The organism is Streptomyces sp. NBC_00203, assembly GCF_045206325.1.
GTDB lineage: Bacteria > Actinomycetota > Actinomycetes > Streptomycetales > Streptomycetaceae > Streptomyces > Streptomyces lutosisoli.
The window spans coordinates 4,593,570-4,615,106 of sequence record NZ_CP108126.1 but is presented as its reverse complement, the minus strand read 5'-3'; the positions used below and the strand labels follow the sequence as shown (position 1 = coordinate 4,615,106).

Sequence of the window (21,537 nt, the reverse complement as noted above, 5' to 3'; positions counted from 1 at the left end):
CGGAAACTGAGGAGTAGTTCATCGTGCGCAAGGTGCTCATCGCCAACCGTGGCGAAATCGCTGTCCGCGTGGCCCGGGCGTGCCGGGATGCCGGGATCGCGAGCGTTGCCGTGTATGCGGAACCGGACCGGGACGCGTCGCATGTCCGTGCGGCGGACGAGGCGTTCGCGTTGGGCGGTGACACCCCGGCCACCAGTTACCTGGACATCGCCAAGGTGCTGCAGGCCGCCAAGGATGCGGGGGCGGACGCCATCCACCCCGGGTACGGCTTCCTGTCCGAGAACGCCGACTTCGCCCAGGCCGTTCTCGACGCCGGACTGATCTGGATCGGCCCGCCCCCGCAGGCCATCCGTGACCTGGGGGACAAGGTCGCCGCCCGGCACATCGCCCAGCGCGCCGGCGCGCCTTTGGTCGCCGGCACCCCCGACCCGGTCTCCGGCGCGGAGGAAGTCGTCGCGTTCGCCGAGCAGCACGGCCTGCCCATCGCGATCAAGGCGGCGTTCGGCGGTGGCGGGCGCGGTCTGAAGGTCGCCCGCACCCTCGAAGAGGTCCCCGAGCTGTATGAGTCGGCGGTCCGCGAGGCGGTTGCCGCGTTCGGGCGGGGCGAGTGCTTCGTCGAGCGTTACCTCGACAAGCCCCGGCACGTGGAGACCCAGTGTCTGGCCGACTCCCACGGCAATGTGGTGGTCGTGTCGACGCGTGACTGCTCGTTGCAGCGCCGTCACCAGAAGCTGGTCGAGGAGGCGCCCGCCCCGTTCCTCTCCGAGGCGCAGGTGGAGGAGCTGTACGCGTCCTCCAAGGCCATCCTGAAGGAGGCCGGCTACGTCGGCGCCGGCACCGTGGAGTTCCTCGTCGGCATGGACGGCACGATCTCCTTCCTGGAGGTCAACACCCGTCTCCAGGTCGAGCACCCCGTCACCGAGGAAGTCGCCGGAATCGACCTGGTCCGCGAAATGTTCCGCATCGCCGACGGCGAGGCTCTCGGCTACGGCGACCCCGAACTGCGCGGCCACTCCTTCGAGTTCCGCATCAACGGCGAAGACCCCGGCCGCGGCTTCCTGCCCGCCCCCGGCACCGTCACCACCTTCGCCCCGCCGTCGGGCCCGGGCGTCCGTTTGGACGCGGGTGTGGAGTCGGGCAGTGTGATCGGCCCGGCCTGGGACTCGCTGCTGGCCAAGCTGATCGTCACCGGCGCGACCCGCGAGCAGGCCCTTCAGCGCGCCGCCCGCGCCCTGGAGGAGTTCCAGGTCGAGGGCATGGCCACCGCGATCCCCTTCCACCGCGCGGTCGTCACCGACCCCGCCTTCGCCCCCGAACTGGGCGGCTCGGACGCGCCGTTCACGGTCCACACCCGCTGGATCGAGACCGAGTTCGTCAACGAGATCCCCGCCTTCACGACCTCCACCGACACGGAGGCCGAGGAGGAGCCGGGCCGCGAGACGGTGGTCGTCGAGGTCGGCGGCAAGCGCCTGGAAGTCTCCCTGCCCGTTTCGCTGGGTATGTCGCTGGCCCGCACCGGGCTTGCCGCCGGTGCCAAGCCCAAGCGCCGCGCCGCGAAGAAGTCGGGCCCGGTCGCCTCCGGTGACACCCTCGCCTCCCCGATGCAGGGCACCATCGTCAAGGTCGCCGTCGAGGAAGGCCAGGAAGTCAACGAAGGCGACCTGATCGTCGTCCTGGAAGCCATGAAGATGGAACAGCCCCTCAACGCGCACCGCTCCGGCACCATCAAGGGCCTGAGCGCGGAAGTCGGCGCCTCCGTCACCTCCGGCGCCGCGATCTGCGAAATCAAGGACTGACGCCCCCGCCGCCCCTACCCGTCCCATCCTCCAGGGGCTCCGCCCCTTCGACCCCGTTCGGTTGTGTGTCGGGTGCGGGCCGGTGGGGGCTTGTCGCGCAGTTCCCCGCGCCCCTAAAAGACCGGGGCGGGCCGGGGGCGAAGGGGCGCAGCCCCGCGCCTTCAGGGGCGGGGGGCTGTATCGATATGCGGCTCCGCCGCGTGGGCGCGACACGCCCCCACCCACCCGCACCCGAAGAACCCACCCGAAGCACAGGCCCTACGCGGCAGCCCCCCGTCCCCTCAGCGTTTCCATGACGTCGCCGCCGTGGTAGTACGTACGCCCTTGGCGGCTGCGGCGGCGCCACTTGGACTCGCTCGCGTGGCGGTACACGCTGCCGGTCGGGACGGACCAGAGGCGGGCGATGTCGGCCGCGGTGACCCATCGCACGGGTTCCGGCTCCGTGGCAGCGGGGCGCTCGGTGGTCGCGTCCGCCGTGACCGCCGTGTCTTGGGGCCCGGCCTCGGGGACCATGCCGCTGAGACGGCGCCTGAGCTGGAGCCACTCGTGGCCCAGCCAGAGGTGCGCGGGGTCGCGGTCGCAGCGGATCACGGCGGGGAGTTGTGGCTGCTGGGGTCTGACGACTGCCGCCAGTGAGCCCGTGCAGCCGGGCTCCACGCACGCGCCGATCGGAACCTGATGGCGTACTTCGGGATCCACCACCCGGCGGGCGCGCCGTACCAGCCGGGCCACCTCGGCGGAGAACTCGCCCGCGGCGTCGTGCCCGGCGAGCCAGTCGAGGTGCCGGTCGAGGAACGCGGCCAGCGGGAGCACCGCCCGGCGCGGTGCGGGCGCCCGGCGCTCCTTGACCACGGCGCCCGCCCAGGATCCGAGCACGCCCAGGATCTCGGTCCGCGCCTCGGCCGCCCCGGCGTTGAACGCCATGCCGGGCAGCGGGCCGCCGGACGTCTTGGGGCGGGCCGGGTCGCTGGTGCTGCCGGCCAGCCGGCGGCCGCAGGCCTCGTACAGCTCGGGCAGCCGGCCCAGTTCCGCGGAGAGCCGTTCCCGGCAGACCGGGCACAGCCGGCTGCCCGCGGCCGCGAGGTGCCGGCCGTGTCCGGACACTTCGAGGCCGGTACAGCCCGCTCCCGCGCATGCCCGCACGGCGGTCGCGCGGGCTCCTTCAGTAGTTGTCGGTGCATTCCCCACTTGATCCCCCACTCGTGGTTGTCCACATGGCGGGAAAGTTAGTTCGACGGAGATTTGCCCTGCAACCCGGAGAGGGGTCTCCTGTGGAGGGCCTGACCTTCTTCTGGAATCCGCACGCGGCTTTTCGTTCACCTGACGTTGTTTCACGTTCACCTGAACTGGAATCCATTGACTCCGGCGGCAGATCCGAAGAAGCTACTCAGTAATTTCGGAGAACTGACTTCAGGGGTGCGGAACCTTGCGGAACCCCTCCTGCGGCAGCCGTCTCCGTCCGAAGTGTGCCTGGTCGGACCGGACTTGACATTCCTCTGTACCTCGCCTGACGTTCCCTTGTATCTCATGTACTTCCGCTGGAAAAGTGGACGGAATCCTTGAACCGGAACTGTTGAGGGCGTCGCCGGAAGCGAAGAACATGGAACCTATCGTCGCTGAATTGTCGTTAATTCGCGCCGTGTGAATCTATTTCCTTTCGTCGATCCCGCGCGGATCAGATCAGAACCGGAAGAAGAGGCAGAACCATATGACCAAGATCGGAATCATCCTCGGCAGCACCCGCCCGGGCCGCCGGGGCCAGATGGTGGCCGAGTGGGTGGCCAAGGTCGGTACCGAGCAGGTCCCGGACGCGGTCTTCGAGGTCCTCGACCTCGCAGACTTCGCCCTTCCGATCCTCGACGAGCCGCAGCCGCCGGCGTTCGGCAAGTACAGCAAGGAGCACACTCAGAAGTGGGCTGAGGCCATCAGCTCCTACGACGGCTTCGTGTTCGTGACCCCCGAGTACAACCGCTCGATCCCGGGCGTCCTGAAGAACGCGCTCGACTTCGTCTACTCCGAGTGGAACAACAAGGCCGCCGGCTTCGTCGGTTACGGCCTCCAGGGCGGCGCCCGCGCCATCGAGCACCTGCGGCTGATCCTGTCCGAGCTGAAGGTGGCCACCGTCCGCTCCCAGGTCGGCCTGTCCCTCTTCGGTGACTTCACCATCAGCAACCCGACGGAGCCCGGCGAGTTCACCCCCGGCGCCCACCAGGCGCAGACCCTCACCACCATGCTGGAAGAGACCGTTTCCTGGGCGCAGGCGCTGAAGCCGCTGCGCGAGGGCGCGTGACCCGGGTAGAGGCCGAGCCCGCAGCACCTCAGGAGATCACCCCGGCGATTTGGCGACTCGCCGGGGTGATCGCTCTTGGCGCGTTCGCGGGCGGCCTGGACACCTCACTCATCAACATCGCGCTGGAGACGATCCAGCGCGAGTTCCATGCCGGCATCGGCACGGCTCAGTGGGTCGCCAGTGGCTACCTGCTGGCGCTGGCCGTCTCGCTGCCGATCTGCGCCTGGCTCGGCCGCCGGGTCGGTGCGGGCCGGCTGTACCTGTGGGCGCTGGCCGCGTTTACGGTGATCTCCGCGCTGTGCGGACTGGCCCCGAACATCGAGTCGCTGATCGTCCTGCGTGTGTTCCAGGGTCTGACCGCCGGCCTGCTCGTCCCGACCGGCCAGACGATCCTCGGCCAGGCCGTGGGACCGGGCCGGCTCGGCCGTGTGATGGCCCGGCTCGGCATCGCCGTCACGCTCGCGCCGGCGCTGGGCCCCACGCTCGGCGGCCTGATGCTGCACTCGCTGTCCTGGCGCTGGCTGTTCCTGATCAACGTACCGCTCGGCGTGATCGCCATCCTGCTGGGGCGGCGCTATCTGCCGCTCGACAAGGGGGCGTCGACCACAAAGGCGGACTGGACCGGCTACGGCTACATCGGCCTCGGGCTGCCGCTGGTCGTGTACGGGCTCACCAGCTGGGGCGAGCTGGGCTCCCCGGACGGGACCAGGGTGCTGCTGCCGCTCGCGATCGGCGTCGCGGGCCTGATCGCCTTCGTCCGGCACGCCACCCGCCGTGAGCAGCCGCTGCTGGACCTGCGGCTGTTCCGCGACCCCGGCTATGTGGCGGCCTGTACGGGCTTCATGTTCAACGGGGCGCTGGGCTTCGGCAGCGCGCTGCTGTTCCCGCTCTACTTCCAGCTGCTGCACTCCGACGGCGTGGTCGCCACCGGACTGCAGATGCTTCCGCTGGGCCTGGGCACCGCGATCATGCTCCCGCTCGGCGGGCGGCTGACCGACAAGTACACCGGAGGTCCCGTCGCCGTGCTCGGCGCCGGCCTCACCACCCTGGTCACCGGCGCGTTCGCGCTGGCCGACCACCCCGGCAAGGTGTTCGTCCAGATCCTGCTGTTCGGCCTCGGCATGGGAACCGGCCTCGCCACCACCCCGATGATGGTCGCCGCGTTCGGCATCGTCCCCCGGGACCGGCTGCCCGACGCCACCGCGCAGATCAACATCCTGGTCCGGATCGGCGGCGCCCTGGGCGCGGCCCTGTTCTCGGTCATCGTCGCCCGCGGCCTGTCCGAAGGCGCCGAACACGCCTTCCACACCGCCCTGTGGTGGGAGTTCGGCACAGCCGTCGCCGCCCTGCTCGGCACCCTCGGGCTGTGGGCGGCGCTGAGCTCCGGCAACCGGCCGACTCCGGTACCGGCACATCCCCACTCCTCAGGAAAGGCCTGAACATGGGTGAGACCGTTTACGACGTAGCCATCCTCGGCTCGGGCATGGCCGGCGGCATGCTCGGGGCCGTGCTCGCCCGCAACGGCGTCAGCGTGCTGCTGATCGACGCGGGCGTCCATCCCCGGTTCGCCGTCGGCGAGTCGACGATTCCGTACACCTCCGTACTCACGAAGATCATCGCGGAGCGCTACTCGGTGCCCGAGCTGGAGCCGCTCGCCAGCCACCAGGGGATCATCGAGAAGGTCTCCCCGATGTGCGGAAAGAAGGCGAACTTCGGCTTCGTCTACCACCGCGAGGGGCACCCGCACGATCCCGAGCAGATCAACCAGATGGTGATCCCCGCCTGGCAGCGGACCGAGAGCCATCTGTTCCGCCAGGACGTCGACGCCTACCTGTTCCACCTCGCGGTCTCCTACGGGGTCGAGCCGCTCAGCGGCACCCGCATCCAGGACATCGACGTCGACCCGGCCGAGGGCGTCACGCTGCGCTCGGACAAGGGCGAGGAGTTCCGCGCCCGCTACCTCGTGGACGGCAGCGGTTTCCGCTCGCCGGTCGCCGACAAGTTCGGCCTGCGTGACGTGCCCACCCGGGCCCGCCACCACTCCCGCTCCATGTTCACCCACATGGTCGGGGTGACGCCCTTCGACGACGCGAAGGCTGCCCAGCCGCACCAGCACCGCAGCCCGTGGCACGAGGGCACGCTGCACCACGTCTTCGACGGCGGCTGGCTGTGGGTCATCCCGTTCGACAACGAGGAGGACTCGCTCAACCCGCTGTGCAGCGTCGGCCTGACGCTGGACGAGCGGGTCTTCCCCAAGACCGACCTCACCGCCCAGGAGGAGTTCGACGACTTCCTGCGCCGCTACCCGGAGATCGCCGAGCAGTTCCAGAAGGCCAAGGCGGTACGGCCCTGGGTCAGCACCGGACGGCTCCAGTACTCCGCCCACGACACTGTGGGCGAGCGCTTCACCCTGACCTCCCACGCGGCCGGGTTCATCGACGCGCTGTACTCCCGCGGCCTGACCAACACGCTGGAGGTCGTCAACGCCCTCGCCTGGCGGCTGATCGAGGCGTCCAAGGACGGCGACTGGTCGACCGAGCGCTTCGCCTTCATCGACGTGCTCCAGCAGGGTCTGTTCGACGTCCACGACGACGTCGTCTACAGCTCCTTCGTCGGCTTCCGGCACTACGACCTGTGGAACGCGGTGCTCCGCGTCTGGGAGGCGACCACCGTCATGCCGACGGTGACCCTGGAGCAGGCCTACCGGCGGTTCCTCGACAGCCACGACGACCAGGTGTTCCGCGACCTGGAGAAGCGGCAGCACCCGGGCCTGCCCGACCCCGTCGGCCAGGACATCCACGAGCTGCTGACGTTCACCCGGGAGACCTGCCAGGCCGTCGAGGCGGGCACGCTCGACCCGGCCGAGGCCGCCGAGCGGGTCTTCGCCCGGATCTCCACCTCGCCCTGCCTGCCCGAGCCCTTCGACCGGGGCAACCGGGACGACAAGTGCTTCGAGGCGACTCCGGAACTCGTGGAACTCGCCCAGAAGTGGGGCCGTACGACAGCACCCGAACACATCGCCCAGATCTTCAACTGAGGGCGCAGGAGGACGACTTAAGGAGTCTGATGCCACCCATAGATCTGTTGTTCCTCGACATCGTCATCATTCTGGCCGCCGCCCGTCTCCTCGGGGCGGCGGCCGTCTTCGTGAAACAGCCCAGGGTGATCGGAGAGATCGCGGCGGGGATCGTCCTCGGCCCGACGCTGCTCGGCCACCTGGCCGGCGACGCGGTCTTCCCCACGTCGGTCATCCCGCCGCTGAAGACCCTGGCCGCCGTCGGCCTGGTCCTGTTCATGTTCGTGGTCGGGATGGAGCTGGACCACCGCCTCATCCAGGGCAAGGGCCGCGTCGTCACCGGGGTCGCGGCGGGCGCCACACTGCTGCCGCTCGCGCTGGGCTGCTCCTTCGCCCTCTGGCTCGCTCCCCGGTACGCCGAGGGCGGCACGCTGCCCTTCGTGCTGTTCTTCGGGGTGTCGGTGTCGGCCACCGCGTTCCCCGTGCTGGCCCGCATCCTCACCGACCGCGGTATGCAGCACACGCTGATCGGCGGGATCGCCCTCGCCGCGGCCGCCGTGATCGATGTCGTCGCCTACGCCCTGCTGGCCGTGGCGGTGGCCCTCGCCTCCGCCTCCGGCCACGAGTCCTGGCGGCTGCTGCTCGCCCCGGTGTACGTGCTGGTGATGTTCCGTCTGGTACGGCCGCTGCTGCGGCGCCTCGCGGATGCCGCCGAGCCGCTGCCGTACCTGCTGATCGGCCTGTTCGCCTCGGCCTGGGCGGCCGAGTGGATGCAGATCCACTACATCTTCGGGGCGTTCGTGTTCGGCGCGGTGATGCCCCGCTCCGAGGCGTTCCTGGAGCGCCTCAGGGAACGGCTGGAGCCGGCGATTCACCTGATGCTGCCGGTGTTCTTCGCGGTCACCGGGCTCACCGTCGACCTGACCGGGCTGCGCCTGAGTCAACTGGGCGTCCTCGGCGTGATTCTGGCGATCTCCATCTTCGGCAAGGTCGGCGGCGGATACGCGGCGGCCCGTCTTTCCGGCATCCCGCCCCGGGGCTCGGCGGTCGTGGCGTCCCTGGTCAACGCCCGCGGGCTGACCGAGATCGTCATCCTCTCGGTGGGCCTGGAGCAGGGCCTGCTCGACGTCAAGCTCTACGCGATGCTCCTCGTCATGGCCCTGATCACCACGGCGATGACCGGGCCGCTGCTCAGCTGGAGTTACCCGGCCGACCGGCTGCGCGAGGACCTCGACGCGGCGGGCCGGGCCGGTGTGCGCACTCCCCGGTCCCCGAACAAGGCCACGGTGCCGGACTCGGGACCTTCCGACGAACCGTTCCTGGAGACTGAGCATGAGTGAGTCCGCTCAGCCGCACGCCCCGAACGGTCTTGGGCGCACTGGTCCCCGGCGTACTCAACCCCGGGGCGGCGACACGCATCCTGTGCGTGGTCCGATCCCGGGAGGCCAGTTCCCTGCGCGACCTGGCCATATGGGTACAGCCAGAGGCGACGAGGAGGCCCTGAACCATCACTCCGGTGGAGCAGGGGCCCCGCACGCTGGCGCCGTACCCGGCGTCCCAGATCGCACTCTCACCGTAGCCCGAACGGCCCAGAGCGCCGCAAGCCCGCGAGCCGACGATCACACGATCGAGTTAAACCGCCCTCGTGAGCACTCTCCTGCGAGCAGCTACCAACCCCTTGGAGGCAACACCGATGGACGCTGATGTCATCGTCGTGGGAGCCGGCCCGGCCGGCCTGATGCTCGCCGGTGAGCTACGGCTCGCCGGGGTCGACACCATCGTCGTCGAACGCCTCCCGGAACGCACCGGGGAGTCACGCGGGCTGGGCTTCACCGCCCGCACGATGGAGGTCTTCGACCAGCGGGGGCTGCTGTCCCGGTTCGGCGACATCACCACCAGCAACGTGGGTCACTTCGGCGGGCTGCCGGTCGACTTCGCTGTGCTGGAGGGCGCGCACCAGGCGGCCAAGAGCGTGCCCCAGTCGCAGACCGAGGCGGTCCTCGAAGCCTGGGTGAAGGAGCTCGGCGCGGATCTGCGCCGCGGCCACGAGGTCGTCGAGCTCACCGACGGCCCGGACGCCGTGGAGGTCGAGGTCAAGGGCCCCGACGGCAGCCAGACACTGCGCGCCCGCTACCTCGTCGGCTGCGACGGCGGCCGCAGCCTGGTCCGCAAGACGGCGGGCTTCGACTTCCCCGGCACCGCGGCGACCCTGGAGATGTTCCTCGCCGACGTCAAGGGCCTCGAAATCGAACCGTCCATGATCGGGACGACGTACCCCGGCGGCATGGTCATGGTCGGCCCGCTGCCGGGTGGCGTCACCCGGCTGATCCTGTGCGAGCGGGGCATCCCGCCGAAGCGCCGTACCAGCCCGCCCGGTTTCGACGAGGTCGTCGAGGGCTGGAAGCGGGTCACCGGTCAGGACATCTCGCACGGCGAGGCGGTCTGGGTGAGCTCCTTCGGGGACGCCACCCGGCAGGCCACCGAGTACCGCCGCGGCCGGGTGTTCCTCGCCGGGGACGCCGCGCACATCCATCTGCCCGCCGGCGGCCAGGGGATGAACACCAGCATCCAGGACGCGGTCAACCTCGGCTGGAAGCTCGCCGCGGTGATCCGCGGCAAGGCCCCCGAGGCCCTGCTGGACACCTACCACGACGAGCGCCACCCGGTCGGCAAGCGGCTGCTGATGAACACCCAGGCCCAGGGCCTGCTGTTCCTCAGCGGCTCCGAGGTGCAGCCGCTGCGCGACGTACTGAACGAGCTGATCAAGTACGACGACGTCAGCAAGCACCTCGCCGCGATGGTCAGCGGTCTGGAGATCGGCTACGACGTCGGCGGCGGCCGGCATCCGCTGCTCGGCCGCCGGATGCCGCACCTGGAGCTGGTCGGCGACGGATTCAAGACCAGCAGCACCGAGCTGCTGCACGGCGGCCGCGGCGTCCTGCTCGACCTGACGGACAACGCGGCGCTCAGGCGCCGGTCCGCCGGCTGGGCCGACCGCGTCGACACGGTGACCGCAGAGCCGCACGCCGTCGCCGACACCAGCGCGCTGGCCGGCACGTCGGCCGTCCTGATCCGTCCCGACGGCTACATCGCCTGGGCGGCACCGGGCAGCCACGGCGACCTGCCGATGGCGCTGGACCGCTGGTTCGGCCCCGCACGCTGAGCCGCCGCGCTCCGCACCCCGCCCGCACGGCGCCGGCCGCGCCACCGGACGGCCGGCGCACAGCAACGCCCGTACGCCGACCGCCCGGTGGCCGATCGCCGGAACCCGAGGAGCTTTCCCGTATGCCGCAGCCCGACCTGCGCGAGGTCGCGCACGAGATCACCGTCTCGGCTCCCGCCGCCACCGTGTACCGCCTCATCGCCGAGGTGGACAACTGGCCGCGGATCTATCCCCGGACCGTCTACGCCGAGCAGGTCCCGGAGGCCGACGGGCAGGAACTCGTCCGCATCTGGGCCACCACCGAGGCGTCGTTCGAACACTGGACGGCGCTGCGCACCCTCGACCCCGAGCGGCTGCGGATCACCTTCCGGCCCACCGGATTCGGCCCGCCCCTCGCGTCGATGGACGGCGGCTGGGTCATCGAGCCGCTGTCCCCGGCCGAGTCGAGGGTCCGGCTGCTGCACGCGTTCAGTGTCGTCGACAACGACCCCGGGGAACTGAAACGGATCGACAGCGCCGTCGACCGCAACTCCCGTACCGAACTCGCCGATCTGAAGAAGAGCGTCGAAGAGGCTTACCTGGCCGAGGAGTTCACCTTCTCGTTCGAGGACACCGAGCGGATCGCGGGCTCGGCCGAGGACGTCTACGACTTCGTCAACGAGGCCCAGTTGTGGGCCGAGCGCCTGCCGCACGTCACAGAAGTCCGGCTCGACGAGGACAAGCCCGGCCTGCAGACACTGGAGACGGTGACCCGGGCCCCGGACAGCTCGACTCACCTCAGCAGGTCCCACCGGGTCTGCCTCCCGCACCGCCGGATCGCCTACCGGCAGGTCACCCTGCCCGCGCTGCTGAGCCTGCACACCGGCTCCTGGACGTTCGAGGAGACCGCCGCGGGCGTGGCCGCGTCCGCCCGGCACACCGTCGTGCTGAACACCGCGAACATCACCGCGGTCCTCGGCCCGGACGCGACCGTCACCGACGCCCGCGCGTACGTCCGCGACGCGCTCGGCGGCGCCGGCCGGGCCGTGCTCGCCCACGCCAAGCGGTACGCCGAACGCGGGCGATGAGCCCGGCCGGCGGATCGGCACCCCATCCCCACCCACGACTTGGAAGAAGGACATGAGCGGACTCACGGGCAAGACAGCGCTGGTCACGGGCTCCAGCCGCGGCATGGGCCGGGCGGCCGCCCGGCGGCTCGCGGCCGACGGCGCACTGGTCGCCGTCCACTACAGCAGCAACAAGGAGGCGGCGCAGGACGTCGTCGCCGCGATCGAGAAGGACGGCGGCCGCGCCTTCGCGGTGCGGGCCGAGCTCGGCGGGGCCGGCGACGTCCACGAGCTGTTCCTGGAGCTGGAGGAGGGCCTGCGCGAGCGCACCGGTTCGACCGGGCTGAACATCCTGGTCAACAACGCCGGGATCATGGGCGGGGTCAAGCCGGAGGACACCACGCCGGAGAAGTTCGACGAGCTGTTCGCCGTCAACGCCAAGGCGCCGTTCTTCCTCATCCAGCGCGCGCTGAAGAACATGCCGGACGGCGGCCGGATCATCAACATCACCTCCGGGCTCACGCACTTCGCGAACCCGGACGAGATCGCGTACGCCATGAGCAAGGGCGCCGTCGAGCAGCTCGCGCTGCACTTCGCCAAGCACCTCGGCCCGCGCGGGATCACCGTCAACAGCGTCGCGCCAGGCATCACCCGCAACGACAACCCGGTCTTCGGCATCCCCGAAGTCGTCGAGCAGATGGCGCAGTTGTCCGCGTTCAACCGGGTCGGCGAGCCCGAGGACATCGCCGACGTGGTCGCCTTCCTCGCCTCCGACGACGCCCGCTGGATCACCGGCTCCTTCGTGGACGCCACCGGCGGCACCCTCCTTGGCTGAGGCCGGGATGACGACGACTGCGACGGACGCCCGCCGGCAGGGTCTGCTGATCGTGCTGGCGGGCAACATGCTCATCGACGCGCTAGAGGTGTCGACGCTGGTCGTGGCCATGCCCTCGATCGCGGCGGACCTGCGTCTGTCGCCCACGGCCGTGCAGTGGACGATGAGCGCCTTCGCCCTGGGCTTCGGCGGTCTGATGCTGTTCGGCACCCGGCTGGTGGAGCTGCTCGGCCGGCGCCGGGTCTATCTGGCGGGGCTGCTCCTGTTCGCGGCCGCGTCCGTGGTCGCGGCCTTCGCCGGTGACCCCGCGCTACTGGCGGCGACCCGCTTCGTCAAGGGCTTCTGCGTGGCGCTCACCGCGCCCACCGGGCTGGCCATCATCAGCACCGCCTTCGAGGAGGGCCCGGCCCGCCAGAAGGCCGTGTCCGTCTACTCCTTCTTCGGGGCCTGCGGGTTCACCGCGGGCCTCGTACTGTCCGGCGTCCTCACCGCGGTGAGCTGGCGCTGGACGCTGGCGTTCCCGGCTCCGGTCGTCCTGGTGCTGTTCGCCTTCTGTCTGCGGCTCATCCCGGCCGGTCCGGCCGCCACGGGCCCGCGGCAGCCGGGCCGCTTCGACGCGGCGGGGGCGACCGCCCTCGCGGGCGCGCTGGTCGCGCTCGTCTGCGCCATCGTCTCGGCGGGCTCGGCGATCCGGACGGGCATCGCGCTGGCCGTCCTGGCGGTGCTGGCGGCCGCGTTCGTGGCCATCGAACGGCGCGCGCCGCGGCCGCTCGTCAAAGCGGCCGCGGTCACCAGCGGTCCGCTCATCAGGTCCGCGCTCGGCGGCGCGGCGTTCAACGGCTCCTATCTGGGGCTGCTGTTCGTCGCCACGTTCCAGTTGCAGGCCCGGCAGGGCTGGTCGCCGCTGGTGACCGCGCTCGCCCTGCTGCCCGCGAGCCTGCCGCTGGCGCTGACATCGCTCTCGTCGGGGCGGATGGTGCGCCGGTTCGGCGGGCCGCCGCTGATCGCGGCCGGCGCGTTCCTCGCACTGCTCGGCTACCTGGTCTATCCACGGGAGCACCCGCCGCAGTCGTACGCCGTCGATGTGCTGCCCACGCTGCTGCTGGTGGGGGCGGGTTTCGTGCTCGCCTTCGCCCCCCTGAACATGCAGGCCGCGTCCGGGGTGCCGGCCGAGCTGCGGCCGATGGCCGGCGGTGTGTTCCAGGCGGCGGTCCAGACGGGCGCCGCCGTGGCCGTCTCCTCGGCCGCGGTTCTCTTCGAGCGGTCCGGAGGCGGCGCGGCACTGCGTTTCGTCGCCGTGCTGTCGGCCTTCGGGCTGCTCGTCGCGCTCACCGGACTGCTCCCGCGCCGCCTGCCGCGGACCGGCGCACCCCGCTCTTCCGCATCCGAACTCCGGAGGTAATGGCCCGATGCCCGATCTGACCGGCCTGTTGTCCGCGGCCGAGACCGCCGCCGAGGTCGCGGCCCGCCACGCGGCCACGGCCGACACCGACCGCAGACTCTCCGACGAGGTGGTCGAGACACTGATCACCGCCGGGTTCGCCCGCCGTTTCGTGCCCGAGCACCTCGGCGGCGCACCCGTCGGCTTCACCGAGCTCATGGAGTCGGTGGCCACGGTCGCCGAGGGCTGCGCCTCCGCCGGATGGGTCGCCTCGCTGATGGCGCAGGGCGCCCGCATCTCCGGCTATCTGCCCGCGGAGGGCCAGGCCGAGGTGTGGGCGAAGGGACCCGACACCCTGGTGGTCGTCGGGTTCGTCTCCCAGGGCAGCGTGCGAGCGGTGGACGGCGGCTGGGTCCTGTCGGGCGACTGGCCCTACGTCAGCGGGATCGAGTTCTCCGAATGGGCGCTCCTGCTGGCCGACGACGGGGACGGCGCGCGCTTCTTCGCCGTGCCCCGACCCGACTACGGCATCACCGAGTCATGGTTCACGCTCGGCATGCGGGCCACCGGAAGCCACTCGCTGACCCTGGACGAGGTCTTCGTCCCGGCCCAACGGTCCTTCCCCCGCGACGAGATGTTCCTCGGCCGTCCCGCCGTGTCCCGCGAACCGTTCCACACCGCACCGCTGTTCGCCGTGAACGGGCTGACCTTCGGCTCACCCGTCCTCGGCGCGGCCCGCGGCGCCCTGAAACTCGCCGCCCGCACCCTGCCGGCCCGTGACGCCGCCCGGACCGGCTTCGCCCGCGCGGCCGGTGAGATCGAGGCGGCGACCCTGTTGCTCACCCGGGTGGCCGAGAACGCCGACCTGGGGCTGTACGACGACGACCGGCTGCGGCGCGCCTCCCTCGACAGTGCCCTCGCGGTGGACCTGCTGGCCGGCGCGGTCGAGCGGGTGTTCGCCGAGGCCGGCACCCGGGGCCAGCGCGAGACGCAGCCGCTGAACCGGGTCTGGCGCGACGTCCGCGTCGCCGCCGGCCACGGGGCGCTGCGGTTCGAGCCCGCCGCGATGCGGTTCACCGAGCCGCTGCTCAGCGCCCGATGACCGTTCCCGCCCTCTCCCGAAAGGTGTCCGCCATGCCCACCCGGCCCTTGCGCCTCGCGGTGCTCACCACCTGCGGCAACGACAGCAGGTCCGGTCCCCTGGTCGCCCAGTGGTTCGTCCGCGAGGCCGAGCAGTACGGCGACTTCACGGTCGACGTGATCGACCTGGCCACGGCCGAGCTGCCCGTCATGATCACCCGGCCGCCGAACGAGGCGGCGGAACGGCAGCTGTCGTCCGTCACCCCGCGGCTGGCCGCCGCCGACGCGTTCGTCGTCGTGACCCCCGAGTACAACCGCGCCTACCCGGCCGTCCTCAAGAGCGCGATCGACTGGCACGTCGCCGAGTGGCGCGCCAAGCCGATCGGCTTCGTGTCCTACGGCGGGCGGTCCGGAGGCCTGCGCGCGATCGAGCAGCTGCACCCGGTCTTCGCCGAGCTGCACGCGGTCACGCTGCGGGACTCGGTCAGCTTCATGGACGTATGGGACCAGTTCGGTCCCGACGGACTGCCCAAGGACGGCCCCGGCTGCAGCGGAGCGGCCAAGGTCATGCTCGACCAGTTGCAGTGGTGGGCGGCCTCGCTCCACGACGCCCGGCTGAGCCGCCCCTACCGGGTCTGAACCCCTCACACCACGGAGACCAACCGATGCGCGTCCTGATCACGACCATGCCCGCGCCCACCCATCTCACCCCGAACGTGCCGCTCGCCTGGGCGTTGCACAACGCCGGGCACGAGGTGCGGGTGGTGAGCCACCCCAGCATGGTCGAGCACATCACCTCGGCCGGGCTGACCGCGGTACCGGCCGGCGAGAACGTGAACATCCCGGCCGCCGTCCAGGCCACCGCCCAGGACGAGCGGCTGGAGCGGATCACCGAGGCCCTCGGTCTCGGCACGGGCCCCGACGACGCCGACAAGCGCGGCCACATCCGCAACTTCGTGCTCGCGGCCTTCACCCTCTACTACTCCCAGGAGGCGGTCGGCGCGGGCGGCCGGGCCTTCACCGACGACCTCATCGCGCACGCCCGCGCCTGGCAGCCCGACCTGGTGCTGTGGGACCCGCTCGTGCTGGCGTCGCCGATCGCGGCCCGCGCCTGCGGGGCCGCGCACGCCCGGGTGCTGTGGGGCCTGGACCGCATGGGCTGGCTGCGCCGGCGGTTCCTGGACCAGCTGGCCGACCCGGCGTCGGGCCTGGACGAGGACCTCATACGGCAGGTGATGCAGCCGACGCTCGACCGCCTCGGGCACGAGTTCGACGAGGAGCTCCTGACCGGGCAGTGGACCATCGACCTCATGCCGCCCCGGCTGGCGGCGGCCGAGGCGACCGGCCTGCGCACCATCCATCTGCGCCGGGTGCCCTACGCCGGTCCGGCCACCGTGCCCGACTGGCTGAGCACCCCGCCCGAGCGCCCCCGGATCTGCCTGACCCTGGGCGCCAGCGGGCGCACGTTCTTCCAGGAGAACCACGGCATCTCGATCGCCGCGCTGCTGGAGATGCTCGGCGACCTCGACGTCGAGGTCGTCGCCACCTTCAACTCCGTACAGCTCGACAAGGCCGGCACGGTGCCCGCCAACGTCCGTACGGTCGACTACATCCCGCTCGGCCAGCTGCTGCCGACCTGCTCGGCGATCATCCACCACGGGGGCGGCGGCACCTACGCGGCCGCGGCCGCGCACAAGGTCCCGCAGATCGTCATCCCCAAGCACTTCGGCGACTTCCTGGACAACGCCCGGTACGTCGACGAGCGCGGCGCGGGCGTCCTGGTGGACCGCGAGACGACCACCATGGACGAGCTGAAGAAGCAGATCCTCCAGGTCCTCACCGAGCCGTCGTTCCAGGACGGTGCCGCCGACCTGTACGAGGAGGCGCTCGGCACGCCGGGCCCCAACGAGATCGTCCCGGTTCTGGAGCGGCTCGCCCGCGAACACCGGTCCCGGTCCGCGCCCGTCGCGTGACCCACCCGTCCTAACGAAGGAGCACCGCATGGCTACGCCCGAAGCAACCCTCGTACGTGCCCAGGCCGGTCCCGCGGAGGACCGGCGAGCGCTCGTGGACGCGGCCCGCGCCGTCTTCGCCCGCGAGGGCTGGATCCACACCACCCTGGAGGCCGTCGCGGCGCAGGCCGGTCTCGACACCGAGGACGTGGGCCACTACTTCAAGGACAAGGAACAGCTGCTGCTGTCCGTCCTGCTGGACAGTGCCGCCTCGCTGTCGGCCGCGCTGACGGTCATCGCGGAGAGCCACCTGGCGGAGATCACCGACCTGGAGAAGGACCTGGTCGCGCTGGGCCGGGACTGGCTGACACCGCTGGCCACGTTCCCCGAGCACTTCGCCATCGTGCGCCATCTCCAGGCCGAGGCGGCCCGGCTGCCCGCCGGTCTGCTGGAGATGTGGCAGACCGCCGGGCCCCGGCAGGCCCAGCGGGAGCTGGCCCGCCGCTTCCAGCGCGTCGCCGACCAGGGACTGCTCGACATCGCCGACGCCGACTGCGCCGCCGGCCGCTTCATCCAGCTCGTCGCCGGCGGTGCGGTCGCGCGCTCCTTCTACGGTGCCGTTCCGCTCGCGGAGTACGAGACGGAGCAGCTCATCAGCACCGGCGTCGAGGACTTCATCCGCCTCTACCGCCCCTACGCGGGCCGCTGACCCGCGCCCCATGACGCCCGCACCACACCCAGCCCGGACGAGTGACAACGGACGAGAACGGAAGAGAGAAGACATGCACAGCACCCTCATCGTGGCGCGCATGGACCTGGCGTCCAGCGCCGAAGTGGGCCGCCTGTTCGCCGAGTTCGACCGGACGGACATGCCGCACCGCATGGGCACCCGCCGCCGCCAGCTGTTCGCGTACAACGGCCTGTACTTCCACCTTCAGGACTTTGACACCGACAACGGCGGCGAGCTGATCGAGGAAGCCAAGACCGATCCCCGCTTCGTCGGGATCAGCCAGGACCTCAAGCCGTTCATCGAGGCCTACGACCCGGAGACCTGGCGGTCCCCGAAGGACGCCATGGCCACCCGCTTCTACAACTGGTCGGCCGCTCAGTGATGCCGCCGACGACCGACACGAAGGGAGGCCACGTCCAGTGAGCCGTCGCGTTGTCATCACCGGGGTCGGCGTGCTGGCGCCGGGCGGTATCGGTGCCAAGAACTTCTGGAGTCTGCTCAGCGAGGGGCGCACGGCGACGAGGGGCATCACCTTCTTCGACCCCTCCTCGTTCCGCTCGCAGGTCGCGGCGGAGGCCGACTTCGACCCCGAGCTGCACGGGCTCACCCCGCAGGAGATACGCCGGATGGACCGGGCGGCCCAGTTCGGTGTCGTCGCCGCCCGGGAGGCGCTGGCCGACAGCGGCCTGGCCCTGGCCGGCTTCGACCCGCACCGCACCGGCGTCACCATCGGCAGCGCCGTCGGCGCGACCACCGGACTCGACGAGGAGTACCGGGTCGTCAGCGACGACGGCCGGCTCGACCTGGTCGACCACACCTACGCGCCCCAGCACCTCTACAACTACTTCGTGCCCAGCTCCTTCTCGGCCGAGGTGGCCTGGGCGGTCGGCGCCGAGGGCCCGGCCACCGTCGTGTCCACCGGCTGCACCTCCGGTCTCGACTCCGTCGGCCACGCCGTCGAGCTGATCCGCGAGGGCAGCGCCGACGTCATGATCACCGGCGCCACCGACGCCCCGATCTCGCCGATCACGATGGCGTGCTTCGACGCGATCAAGGCAACCACGCCGCGCAACGACGACCCCGAGCACGCCTCGCGCCCCTTCGACAGCACCCGCAACGGGTTCGTCCTCGGTGAGGGCGCCGCCGTGTTCGTGCTGGAGGAGCTGGAGAGCGCCAGGAAGCGCGGCGCCCACATCTACGCCGAGATCGCCGGGTACGCCTCCCGCTGCAACGCCTTCCACATGACGGGTCTGCGGCCCGACGGCCGGGAGATGGCCGAGGCGATCCGGGTGGCGCTGGGAGAGGCGCGGATGAACCCCGAGTCCATCGACTACATCAACGCCCATGGCTCGGGCACCAAGCAGAACGACCGCCACGAGACGGCGGCGTTCAAGCTCAGCCTCGGCGACCACGCGTACCGCACGCCGGTCAGCTCGATCAAGTCGATGGTCGGGCACTCGCTCGGCGCGATCGGCTCGATCGAGATCGCCGCGTCGGTGCTGGCGATGGAGAACAACGTGGTGCCGCCCACCGCGAACCTGCACACCCCCGACCCGGAGTGCGACCTCGACTACGTCCCGCTCACCGCGCGCGAGCACCGCACCGACGCGGTGCTGACGGTCGGCAGCGGCTTCGGCGGGTTCCAGAGCGCGATGGTGCTGGCCCGTCCGGAAAGGAGTGCGGCATGACTGCCAAGGCAGTGATCACCGGCATCGGCGTCGCCACCGCCAACGGGCTCGGTGTGGACGACTTCTGGGCCGCGACCCGCGTGGGCAAGAACGCGATCGGTCCCGTCACCCGCTTCGACGCGTCCTCCTACCCGGCGCGCCTCGCGGGGGAGATCAACGGCTTCGCGGCCGAGGACCACCTGCCCAGCAGGCTCCTCCCGCAGACCGACCGGATGACCCGGCTCGCGCTGGTCGCCGCGGACTGCGCCTTCGAGGACGCCGACGTACGGCCCGGGGACATCCCCGAGTTCGACATGGGCGTGGTCACCGCGTCGACGTCCGGCGGCTTCGAGTTCGGCCAGAACGAGCTGAAGAAGCTGTGGAGCCAGGGCAGTCAGTACGTGAGCGCGTACCAGTCCTTCGCCTGGTTCTACGCGGTCAACAGCGGCCAGATCTCCATCCGCAACGGCATGCGGGGCCCCAGCGGTGTCGTCGTCAGCGACCACGCGGGCGGCCTCGACGCGATCGCGCAGGCGCGGCGGCAGATCCGCAAGGGCAGCAAGCTGATCTTCTCCGGCGGCTTCGACGCCTCGATCTGCCCCTGGGGCTGGGTCGCGCAGATCGCCGGCGGCCGGCTGTCCACCCGCAGCGACCCCGAGCGCGCGTACCTCCCGTTCGACGCGGACGCCAACGGCTATGTGCCGGGCGAGGGCGGGGCGCTGCTCATCCTGGAGAACGAGCAGACGGCCCGCGAGCGCGGTGCCCGCACCATCTACGGTGAGATCGCGGGCTACGGCGCCACGTTCGACCCGAAGCCGGGCAGCGACCGCGAGCCGGCGCTGCGCCGCGCCATCGAGGTGGCGCTGGCCGACGCCGGCGTGGCGGCCGAGGACGTGGACGTCGTCTTCGCCGACGGCGCCGGCACACCCGACCTTGACCGTGCCGAAGTGGACGCGATCACCAAGGTCTTCGGCCCCGGCGGGGTCCCGGTCACCGCGCCGAAGACGATGATCGGCCGGCTCTACTCCGGTGCCGCCCCGGTCGACGTGGTCTCCGCGGTGCTGTCCATCCGCGAGGGCATCATCCCGCCCACCACCAACGTGGAGTGCTCGCCCGCCTACGACATCGACCTGGTCGTCGGGCAGCCGCGTCCCGCGTCGGTGCGCACGGCACTCGTCCTCGCCCGCGGCTACGGCGGCTTCAACTCCGCCGTGGTCGTCCGCGAGACCGACTGACCTCCGGCCGCCCGCCGGCCGGACGCCCCTCCAACGAAGTGCCCGTCGCCGACCGGCGGCGGGCACTCGTCATGCAGCACATCGGAGCGCCCATCGGCGCGAGAAAGGCAGGCACACCCATGTCCGAGCGGACGTTCACCATCGAGGACCTCAAGCGCATCCTCCTGGAGGGTGCCGGTGCCGAGGAGGGTGTGGACCTCGACGGCGACATCCTCGACACGGAGTTCGAGGAGCTGGGCTACGAATCGCTGGCTCTGCTGGAGACCGGCGGCCGAATAGAGCGCGAGTACGGCATATCGCTGGACGACGACGTCTTCACCGACAACCGCACCCCGCGGACGCTCGTCACCGCCATCAACACGCAGCTCGAAGCCCTCGTCGCCAACTGACGCCCCCGGCCCCCGGGCCTCCCGGCCCCCTCCCCGCGCGGCCGCCGTGTCCCCCGCACGGCGGCCGCGTCCCCTTTCCCTCCCAGCAGTTCCCCCTCCGTCCCTCACGCCTTCACGCCTTCACGAGCCTTTGGAGAAGTCACCCATGTCGCAGCAGGACAAGCGGGTCGCCCTGGTCACCGGCGCCACCAGCGGGATCGGCCTCGCCGCCGCCCGCCTCCTGGCCACCCAGGGCCACCAGGTGTTCATCGGCGCGCGCGACGCCGAGAACGTCGCCGAGACCGTCAAGCAGCTCCAGGACGAAGGCCTGGACGTCGACGGCACCACCCTCGACGTGCGCTCCGAGGACAGCGTCCTGGCCTTCGTGCAGGCCGCCGTCGACCGCTTCGGCACCGTCGACGTCCTGGTCAACAACGCGGGCCGCAGCGGCGGCGGCGTCACCGCCGACATCCCCGCCGAGCTGTGGCACGACGTCATCGACACCAACCTCAACAGCGTCTTCCGCGTGACCCAGGAAGTCCTCAACACCGGCGGCATGCGTCACAAGAACCGCGGCCGCATCATCAACATCGCCTCCACCGCGGGCAAGCAGGGTGTGGTGCTCGGCGCCCCCTACTCGGCGTCCAAGCACGGCGTCGTCGGCTTCACCAAGGCCCTCGGCAACGAGCTCGCCCCGACCGGCATCACCGTCAACGCGGTCTGCCCCGGCTACGTCGAGACGCCCATGGCCCAGCGCGTCCGCCAGGGCTACGCCGCCGCCTACGACAGCACCGAGGAGCAGATCCTCGCCAAGTTCCAGTCGAAGATCCCGCTCGGCCGCTACTCGACGCCGGAGGAGGTCGCCGGCCTCGTCGGCTACCTGGCCTCCGACACCGCCGCCTCCATCACCGCGCAGGCCCTGAACGTCTGCGGCGGCCTCGGCAACTTCTGATCCCCGACCCACCCCCTGCCCAAGGA

Annotated in this window: 18 protein-coding genes and 1 pseudogene; 18 read left to right on the top strand and 1 reads right to left on the bottom strand. The window is 71.1% G+C overall.

Features of this window, described 5'->3' with window-relative positions; translation table 11 throughout:
- The first annotated feature begins 23 nt into the window (after positions 1-23).
- Positions 24-1,796: an acetyl/propionyl/methylcrotonyl-CoA carboxylase subunit alpha gene (locus OG975_RS20590; RefSeq protein ID WP_406330761.1), complete on the top strand. Its 1,773-nt coding sequence runs from the start codon at positions 24-26 to the stop codon at positions 1,794-1,796.
- A 258-nt stretch (positions 1,797-2,054) separates the two neighbouring features.
- On the opposite strand, the gene OG975_RS20585 is transcribed toward OG975_RS20590, so the two are convergent.
- Entirely contained in the window at positions 2,055-2,900 is an 846-nt protein-coding gene (locus tag OG975_RS20585) for a hypothetical protein (RefSeq protein ID WP_406330759.1), read from the bottom strand.
- Positions 2,901-3,504: 604 nt separating this feature from the next.
- Here OG975_RS20585 and OG975_RS20580 point away from each other — a divergent pair.
- The 17 genes and pseudogenes from OG975_RS20580 to fabG all read left to right on the top strand — a co-directional run bounded on the left by OG975_RS20580 (position 3,505) and on the right by fabG (position 21,511).
- On the top strand, positions 3,505-4,086 hold the full coding sequence (locus OG975_RS20580; RefSeq protein WP_406330758.1) for an NADPH-dependent FMN reductase: 582 nt from the start codon (positions 3,505-3,507) through the stop codon (positions 4,084-4,086).
- Positions 4,083-5,525 (top strand): DHA2 family efflux MFS transporter permease subunit, encoded by a 1,443-nt coding sequence (locus OG975_RS20575; RefSeq protein ID WP_406330757.1) that lies wholly within the window; start codon positions 4,083-4,085, stop codon positions 5,523-5,525. Before OG975_RS20580 ends, OG975_RS20575 begins: the two co-directional genes overlap by 4 nt.
- A gap of 2 nt (positions 5,526-5,527) precedes the next feature.
- The gene (locus OG975_RS20570) at positions 5,528-7,123 is read left to right on the top strand and encodes an NAD(P)/FAD-dependent oxidoreductase (RefSeq protein ID WP_406330756.1); all 1,596 of its coding nucleotides are present in this window, start codon (positions 5,528-5,530) and stop codon (positions 7,121-7,123) included.
- Positions 7,124-7,152: 29 nt separating this feature from the next.
- Entirely contained in the window at positions 7,153-8,442 is a 1,290-nt protein-coding gene (locus OG975_RS20565; protein WP_406330754.1) for a cation:proton antiporter, read from the top strand.
- Positions 8,443-8,795: 353 nt separating this feature from the next.
- Entirely contained in the window at positions 8,796-10,265 is a 1,470-nt protein-coding gene (locus OG975_RS20560) for an FAD-dependent monooxygenase (protein WP_406330753.1), read from the top strand.
- A 122-nt stretch (positions 10,266-10,387) separates the two neighbouring features.
- Positions 10,388-11,332 (top strand): aromatase/cyclase, encoded by a 945-nt coding sequence (locus OG975_RS20555; RefSeq protein ID WP_406330752.1) that lies wholly within the window; start codon positions 10,388-10,390, stop codon positions 11,330-11,332.
- 7 nt (positions 11,333-11,339) lie between these two features.
- A pseudogene (locus OG975_RS20550) lies at positions 11,340-12,146 on the top strand (SDR family oxidoreductase); the annotation flags it as partial.
- Positions 12,147-12,153: 7 nt separating this feature from the next.
- On the top strand, positions 12,154-13,548 hold the full coding sequence (locus OG975_RS20545; protein WP_406330751.1) for an MFS transporter: 1,395 nt from the start codon (positions 12,154-12,156) through the stop codon (positions 13,546-13,548).
- 7 nt (positions 13,549-13,555) lie between these two features.
- Positions 13,556-14,629: an acyl-CoA dehydrogenase family protein gene (locus tag OG975_RS20540; RefSeq protein ID WP_406330750.1), complete on the top strand. Its 1,074-nt coding sequence runs from the start codon at positions 13,556-13,558 to the stop codon at positions 14,627-14,629.
- 32 nt (positions 14,630-14,661) lie between these two features.
- Positions 14,662-15,246: an NADPH-dependent FMN reductase gene (locus OG975_RS20535; RefSeq protein WP_406330749.1), complete on the top strand. Its 585-nt coding sequence runs from the start codon at positions 14,662-14,664 to the stop codon at positions 15,244-15,246.
- 26 nt (positions 15,247-15,272) lie between these two features.
- A complete protein-coding gene (locus tag OG975_RS20530) occupies positions 15,273-16,580 on the top strand; it encodes an activator-dependent family glycosyltransferase (RefSeq protein ID WP_406330748.1) in 1,308 nt (435 codons plus the stop codon).
- A gap of 28 nt (positions 16,581-16,608) precedes the next feature.
- On the top strand, positions 16,609-17,268 hold the full coding sequence (locus tag OG975_RS20525) for a TetR/AcrR family transcriptional regulator C-terminal domain-containing protein (protein ID WP_406330747.1): 660 nt from the start codon (positions 16,609-16,611) through the stop codon (positions 17,266-17,268).
- A gap of 73 nt (positions 17,269-17,341) precedes the next feature.
- The gene (locus OG975_RS20520) at positions 17,342-17,671 is read left to right on the top strand and encodes a TcmI family type II polyketide cyclase (RefSeq protein WP_327429446.1); all 330 of its coding nucleotides are present in this window, start codon (positions 17,342-17,344) and stop codon (positions 17,669-17,671) included.
- 37 nt (positions 17,672-17,708) lie between these two features.
- Positions 17,709-18,977 (top strand): beta-ketoacyl-[acyl-carrier-protein] synthase family protein, encoded by a 1,269-nt coding sequence (locus tag OG975_RS20515; RefSeq protein ID WP_327429445.1) that lies wholly within the window; start codon positions 17,709-17,711, stop codon positions 18,975-18,977.
- On the top strand, positions 18,974-20,191 hold the full coding sequence (locus OG975_RS20510; RefSeq protein WP_406330746.1) for a ketosynthase chain-length factor: 1,218 nt from the start codon (positions 18,974-18,976) through the stop codon (positions 20,189-20,191). Before OG975_RS20515 ends, OG975_RS20510 begins: the two co-directional genes overlap by 4 nt.
- A gap of 119 nt (positions 20,192-20,310) precedes the next feature.
- Positions 20,311-20,580 (top strand): acyl carrier protein, encoded by a 270-nt coding sequence (locus OG975_RS20505; protein ID WP_327429443.1) that lies wholly within the window; start codon positions 20,311-20,313, stop codon positions 20,578-20,580.
- A gap of 145 nt (positions 20,581-20,725) precedes the next feature.
- Complete coding sequence (gene fabG, locus OG975_RS20500; protein WP_406330745.1) at positions 20,726-21,511, top strand: 3-oxoacyl-ACP reductase FabG; 786 nt, start codon at positions 20,726-20,728, stop codon at positions 21,509-21,511.
- Positions 21,512-21,537 lie beyond the last annotated feature (26 nt).

What these genes read in the sequence shown, in the direction of transcription:
- OG975_RS20530 (WP_406330748.1), top strand. Translation starts at nt 15,273, where the DNA reads ATGCGCGTCCTGATCACGACCATGCCCGCGCCCACCCATCTCACCCCG.
- OG975_RS20510 (WP_406330746.1), top strand. Translation starts at nt 18,974, where the DNA reads ATGACTGCCAAGGCAGTGATCACCGGCATCGGCGTCGCCACCGCCAAC.
- OG975_RS20560 (WP_406330753.1), top strand. Translation starts at nt 8,796, where the DNA reads ATGGACGCTGATGTCATCGTCGTGGGAGCCGGCCCGGCCGGCCTGATG.
- OG975_RS20570 (WP_406330756.1), top strand. Translation starts at nt 5,528, where the DNA reads ATGGGTGAGACCGTTTACGACGTAGCCATCCTCGGCTCGGGCATGGCC.
- OG975_RS20555 (WP_406330752.1), top strand. Translation starts at nt 10,388, where the DNA reads ATGCCGCAGCCCGACCTGCGCGAGGTCGCGCACGAGATCACCGTCTCG.
- OG975_RS20525 (WP_406330747.1), top strand. Translation starts at nt 16,609, where the DNA reads ATGGCTACGCCCGAAGCAACCCTCGTACGTGCCCAGGCCGGTCCCGCG.
- fabG (WP_406330745.1), top strand. Translation starts at nt 20,726, where the DNA reads ATGTCGCAGCAGGACAAGCGGGTCGCCCTGGTCACCGGCGCCACCAGC.
- OG975_RS20505 (WP_327429443.1), top strand. Translation starts at nt 20,311, where the DNA reads ATGTCCGAGCGGACGTTCACCATCGAGGACCTCAAGCGCATCCTCCTG.
- OG975_RS20535 (WP_406330749.1), top strand. Translation starts at nt 14,662, where the DNA reads ATGCCCACCCGGCCCTTGCGCCTCGCGGTGCTCACCACCTGCGGCAAC.
- OG975_RS20580 (WP_406330758.1), top strand. Translation starts at nt 3,505, where the DNA reads ATGACCAAGATCGGAATCATCCTCGGCAGCACCCGCCCGGGCCGCCGG.
- OG975_RS20545 (WP_406330751.1), top strand. Translation starts at nt 12,154, where the DNA reads ATGACGACGACTGCGACGGACGCCCGCCGGCAGGGTCTGCTGATCGTG.
- OG975_RS20520 (WP_327429446.1), top strand. Translation starts at nt 17,342, where the DNA reads ATGCACAGCACCCTCATCGTGGCGCGCATGGACCTGGCGTCCAGCGCC.
- OG975_RS20565 (WP_406330754.1), top strand. Translation starts at nt 7,153, where the DNA reads ATGCCACCCATAGATCTGTTGTTCCTCGACATCGTCATCATTCTGGCC.
- OG975_RS20540 (WP_406330750.1), top strand. Translation starts at nt 13,556, where the DNA reads ATGCCCGATCTGACCGGCCTGTTGTCCGCGGCCGAGACCGCCGCCGAG.